The 4,990-nt window shown below is 38.7% G+C and carries 7 protein-coding genes; 2 read left to right on the top strand and 5 right to left on the bottom strand.

Going from position 1 to position 4,990, the window contains the following annotated elements:
- Positions 1–295: 295 nt before the first annotated feature.
- Together AC805_RS13405 and AC805_RS13400 are read right to left on the bottom strand one after the other, a co-directional pair.
- On the bottom strand, positions 296–1,330 hold the full coding sequence (locus AC805_RS13405; RefSeq protein WP_055075893.1) for a leucine-rich repeat domain-containing protein: 1,035 nt from the start codon (positions 1,328–1,330) through the stop codon (positions 296–298).
- A 429-nt stretch (positions 1,331–1,759) separates the two neighbouring features.
- Positions 1,760–1,954 (bottom strand): hypothetical protein, encoded by a 195-nt coding sequence (locus tag AC805_RS13400; protein WP_055075892.1) that lies wholly within the window; start codon positions 1,952–1,954, stop codon positions 1,760–1,762.
- Positions 1,955–2,246: 292 nt separating this feature from the next.
- Between AC805_RS13400 and AC805_RS25645 the strand changes: the two genes are divergently transcribed.
- The gene (locus AC805_RS25645; RefSeq protein ID WP_156341406.1) at positions 2,247–2,414 is read left to right on the top strand and encodes a hypothetical protein; all 168 of its coding nucleotides are present in this window, start codon (positions 2,247–2,249) and stop codon (positions 2,412–2,414) included.
- On the opposite strand, the gene AC805_RS13395 is transcribed toward AC805_RS25645, so the two are convergent.
- Positions 2,411–2,731, bottom strand: a complete 321-nt coding sequence (locus tag AC805_RS13395; RefSeq protein WP_055075891.1) for a hypothetical protein — start codon at positions 2,729–2,731, stop codon at positions 2,411–2,413. The genes AC805_RS25645 and AC805_RS13395 overlap by 4 nt on opposite strands.
- Positions 2,732–2,875: 144 nt before the next feature.
- Between AC805_RS13395 and AC805_RS13390 the strand changes: the two genes are divergently transcribed.
- Positions 2,876–3,067, top strand: coding sequence for a hypothetical protein (locus AC805_RS13390; protein ID WP_055075890.1), 192 nt, complete (start codon positions 2,876–2,878; stop codon positions 3,065–3,067).
- Positions 3,068–3,378: 311 nt separating this feature from the next.
- Here the strand turns inward: AC805_RS13390 and AC805_RS27140 are convergent, their stop codons facing one another.
- Entirely contained in the window at positions 3,379–3,510 is a 132-nt protein-coding gene (locus tag AC805_RS27140) for a hypothetical protein (protein ID WP_269433578.1), read from the bottom strand.
- Positions 3,511–3,609: 99 nt separating this feature from the next.
- Entirely contained in the window at positions 3,610–4,581 is a 972-nt protein-coding gene (locus tag AC805_RS13385; protein ID WP_055075889.1) for an aromatic ring-hydroxylating dioxygenase subunit alpha, read from the bottom strand.
- Between the last annotated feature and the right edge of the window lie 409 nt (positions 4,582–4,990).

Here is a 4,990-nt window from a genome sequence, read left to right as displayed (position 1 = left end):
GACTAAGTTTATAGACTAAGTTTAGTGTGTTTAGATAATCTTGTAAATATAAAATCGTTCGATATTACGCGCGATCGCTTCAGATGATTGCGATTTGGTATTCGTGAAGAGATTGGAGAGGGTGATTTAGAGTGCGATCTCCATTACCTACCACTGTAAATATTTACACCTGTTGCAGAAATGATAAGTTTAATTTTCCACTAGAACCGCGATCGCCTATCAATAAAACCAATACCGAAAATACCCTACTGCGTTAGGATTTGCCGTACCTTAGGCGATCATTAGATTGGCAACCTCAAAATTCACAAACAGTTTCGGGTTTGACTGGACAGACCTTGTTAGTGATTGGGTTGCTGGTCAAAGTAAGAAAATTTAATTTTTTTAAACTAACCAAAGGATTAATATCAGATATGAGATTTTGATCGAGCCAAAGTACAGCCAAATTCTTTAAACTGGATATTGAATTAATATTTTTAATTTGGTTATTGTCGAGGGTTAGAAATGTCAACTTATTTAAACCTGACAATGGCTCAATATCGACGATCTGATTGTTTGAAAGCCAAATAATTGTTAAATTATACAGCCTCATTAAAGGTTTTAGATCGCTAATTGTATTATTTGATAGATCGATATCTGACAATTTGGTTAAACCTGATAGTGGCTGGATATTAAAAATTTGGTTCTTAAAAAGATTTAGTTTGGTCAATTTGTCTAAGCTTGATAGCGATTGAATATTCACAATCTCATTGCTATCAATTGTTAGATCTTCTAAATTAGTTAGCCCAGATAGAGGATTAACATCACTTATTTTATTGCCCCCAAGAGTTAAGACAGTTAAATTCTTCAATTTTGATATGGGCTTCAAGTCAGAGATCTTATTTTGAGAAAGGAGCAGATGATTTAAATTTCTTAAACTTGCTATGGGGCTTAGATCTTCGATCTGATTGGCAGCGAGGTTTAGATGCTTCAATCTTGTTAACTTTGCTAGTTCGGTAATATCGACAATCCCATTGGCGGAAAGATTAAGCGAAATTAAATTAGTCAAACTTCCGATAGGTGCAATATCTTTTATATTGGGACTGCCTGTAGAAGTGATTTTGAATTTCGATAAGCTGTTTAGTTTAGAGTTGGCTTGCTTGCAATCTTGTGTACCAGCTTCATTTAGCAATACCTCAACTGTATGCCTAGTTTCAGTAGGGAGCGTATCTTTTTTCAGACACCACTGCTCAAAGCTTTGAGGATTATTCGGGATTGCCTTTGCTGGTGGAGCATGAAGCGTTAATGATGCTGTAGCGATTGAGAAGACACTGAATGCTAAAATATTTTTCATACAGATTCCTGTTTCCATAACTTTAACGCGAGTCTCCAAATCTTTATGCGATCGCTGTCTTAACAATACCCCCAGTGCTTACAACTAAGAAGCACCTCAGACATTATCTAAAGTGCTTCTAATATATTTGAGCATGACTTATATTAATATATTAAGCTTCAGTGCGAAGTGTGATTAAAGATTGGGCTGAAAGTATCCATCGCAAGTTTTGAAGCGATCGTAGACTAGATTTATCTCTTTAGCTTTACAGATAGCCATATCGGAAAGTGCCAATAAAGAGCAATTTTTAAAACCGAATGGTGTTAGATATTCTGTTTTTTTTCTGTGGAAATACTCTATTTTCACGAAAAATCTTTACGGTGAGTAACACAACAATAAATTTTAAAATCATTTCTTTTTTGCCATCTTTACGATTAGTAGGATCTTGGGCTAGATAGATAAAATTAAAACTTCTACAATTGCGGCAACCACAACTGCCGTCAGAGATAAAGTGAAAAAGCGACCATTTAAGAGACCTGAACCTAGTAAGTCAGCATTACGTCCAAACGCAAAAAAGAGAGACCAAGCTTTAGTTTGGCTAATATTTTCAAAGTTGTTGAAGTTAGGAGAAAAAATAGGTGACATAGCGATTGCCTTTCTAAATTCTGTTGAATGTAATAAAACTTAACATTGCGCCATTTGTTTCGCAATCCTTTTTCACGATTAACTTTATATTTATGTCATTTGAAATAAGTCTTTGTGATTAGTAAACCCATGCTCAGAGTAAAGATGATTCTTATCCCTAACAAATGCCCAAAATACCCCTTTGCGATCGTTGCATCAACAAAGCAAATAGCAATTACCTAGTCCGTGCCATGCATCCCGAATGCGTTGATGGCGATACTTGCCCTGATCTTGCCCTGATCTAAAGTTGCCAGTGACCTATGCAACTAATCATTTCCCCAGATTAACGCGATCGCAGCAGTTGCAGATTTTCATGAGGCATCCTATGTTTACAGGCTTGTATCTGCAATGTCGCTATGAGTATGCAGAGAATAGCGATCGCCTTAATTGGAATTGTCCGATATGTAAATGGGAAGCTTAATCTTCAGAATTACTTTCGTTTGAATGGTTTGAATCTGCGAAATGAGAACTTACATAATCGCGTAGATGGGGACGAAGCACATTTACCGATACCACTCCAAAGATCCCACCGCCAATACCACCACCGATCGCCGCTCCAATTATTCCAAAGTATTTTGAACCTAAAGCAGCAAGTATCCCCAACAAGGATAGACTAGCCCACACTTGCCAATGTTTATAGGCATATTTTTTATAGCAAAACTGCCACGCTTGCTTTGATTGTTCTGGCTTGAGGTTAGCTAGTTCGGGAACTTGTTCGGTCGACCAGTATATTTGCATGATTTTTCTGGGATTGCCTTCATATATGAATGTACCAGAATAGAGGGCAGGATAGCCATCTCGATCGCATTTACGGCAAAATTTCCCCTAGAATCATGAGGCGATCGCTCTTTGGTAAACTTAAATTTTCTGCCAAACAATTTTATGCAAACAATTCGCTGGATTCGGGTAGTTTTATCAACGGTTTTTATCTTATTAGGATTAGTTTTCGGAACCTATTTCCATATTAAAGAGCATCCATCCGCGATCGCTGTTTTCGATGGCTGTGATGTGTTTTTTGCGCCCGATGGTAGCAGTGAAAATATTCCTTTTGGCGATCCTCGTTGTTCTAAGTAGGCGATCATCAACGTAAAAAATTAAAATTGTTTGTTCTAGCGGAAAGTTGAATTCGTTCTAGTGGAAAATTGAGTGATCGCTTCGGGTGTAAATATTTACAGTACAGGCATTTCAAACAGGTAAGCCAGTTTTTCGTTAAAGCATCTCATTTATATGCGATCTCCATTACATACCACTGTAAATATTTACACTCGTTAAGCTTGGAAAAATTGATTCTAATTTTCCACTAGAACGGAGATCGTCTATCAATAAAAACAACGCCGAAAATATCCCACTGCGATCGCCGTCTCAACTATGTCCATTGCAATGATTTAGTCTGTGAGATCAGTCCAGAAGGCATTGATGGTGAAGTCTGTCCCGATCTCAGGTTGCCAGTAACCGATGAGACTGCCCATGTAACAAGTCTGACGCGATCGCAGCAGTTGCAGATTTTCATGACGCATCCTAGTATTTACGGGCTTATTTCCGCAATACCGCTATGAGTATGCAGAGAATAGCGATCGCCTTAATTGGAATTGCCCGATATGCGGATGGCAGAGCGACTAATTCTTAAAAAACTGACGGCGCATTTTCCGATACTCTACCTGTAAAGCATCTGATTGAACGTGCAATTCTTCATTAAGGTCATAGGGGACAATCTTGGGATGTTGAGATTCTACAATCGTTTTATCTTGATTGAAAACCTTTAAGACCCGTTTACGCGCATCTGCATCTGCCCAGTTACCTGTAAAAAAGCTGCGTAGATTAATCCATTTACTTACCGTTGTCTGGTCATCAATCGGAACATGAGCACTGTAAATAAGTAATCTACCAAATACTAAATTTACTTCTAGCACAGTAATATTGGGTAAAAAGAAAGCTGTCCGAGTTTTGATTACTGAAGGTTGCTTTGATGCCAAAAAGCTCCAAATGCCTTTGGGTGGTGACGCATTGACCATTACGGTTGCGCCCGCACCAGTTGGGTAATTTTCCACTGTAAATTCAGCAATCTGTGGACGATCTTTGTCGCCAAATGAGCCAGCATGAACGAAAGGTGCGTGAGCAAAATCTAAGGCATTTTCCATAACACGGCTGTAGTGGGTATGCCAGAGAAAATCCCCATGAAGAGATTTGAGCTTTACATCATCCAAGTTAGGTAATTCTGGAATTGGGCTACGCTCTGTTTCAAGCACATCACCCATAAATAGCCATACCCATCCATACTTTTCTTTTGCTTCATAAACCTTGACCTTAGCTCTATGGGGAATAGGTGTATTAGGTAGATTTGCAGGAATATTTATGCAGGTTCCATCCGCTTGATATTCCCAACCATGATAGGGACAGACGATACATTCACCTTTGATCTGTCCACCAGATAAAGCCGCACCACGATGAGCGCATAGATCTTGCATCGCTACGATCTTCTGAGTATCCGTGCGATAGATCGCTAAATCTTGATTCAGCACTTTAATACGCTTAGGCGTAGATGTAATTACATCTGAGAATTCAACTGCATACCAGAAATTTTTCAGCATAGATTAATTTTAGCTACTTTAGTCTATCAATGAATAAGATTTAACTACTTTTTCTAACCTCGTTCCATGACGATCTCCTTTAAGAATTTTCGGCATCTCGAATATTTCACTGGTTTTACCATTGTCATCAAGTGAATAGCGATCGCCTATATTTGCAGTTTCCACGCTTAAGAATTAGCGATCGCAAAAAATGTCCCATCCCCAACGCGAATCACAATCCAATTTTTCCTTATCAAACGACAGCGACATTGGCGAGTGGCGACAGCGCTCAACTCTGTCATTTTTACCGATCGCAAGCTGTCGCGACAACTAGCGATCAATCGTCAAATCTATAGATGGATAAGCGTCTAGCTATCTCATTAATAGCTGTCATCAGGTAAACGACAGCATATTTAACCCCAGAGTCGAT

The sequence above is a fragment of the Pseudanabaena sp. 'Roaring Creek' genome, assembly GCF_001402795.1.
GTDB lineage: Bacteria > Cyanobacteriota > Cyanobacteriia > Pseudanabaenales > Pseudanabaenaceae > Pseudanabaena.
Note: the sequence above shows the minus strand (reverse complement) of the source record. Positions and strands in the feature narration are given on the sequence as shown.

Bases quoted from the DNA above. Each gene is read 5' to 3' on its own strand.
- AC805_RS27140 (WP_269433578.1), bottom strand. From the start codon at position 3,510: ATGCGTCATGAAAATCTGCAACTGCTGCGATCGCGTCAGACTTGTTAC.
- AC805_RS13385 (WP_055075889.1), bottom strand. From the start codon at position 4,581: ATGCTGAAAAATTTCTGGTATGCAGTTGAATTCTCAGATGTAATTACA.
- AC805_RS13405 (WP_055075893.1), bottom strand. From the start codon at position 1,330: ATGAAAAATATTTTAGCATTCAGTGTCTTCTCAATCGCTACAGCATCA.
- AC805_RS13390 (WP_055075890.1), top strand. From the start codon at position 2,876: ATGCAAACAATTCGCTGGATTCGGGTAGTTTTATCAACGGTTTTTATC.
- AC805_RS13400 (WP_055075892.1), bottom strand. From the start codon at position 1,954: ATGTCACCTATTTTTTCTCCTAACTTCAACAACTTTGAAAATATTAGC.
- AC805_RS13395 (WP_055075891.1), bottom strand. From the start codon at position 2,731: ATGCAAATATACTGGTCGACCGAACAAGTTCCCGAACTAGCTAACCTC.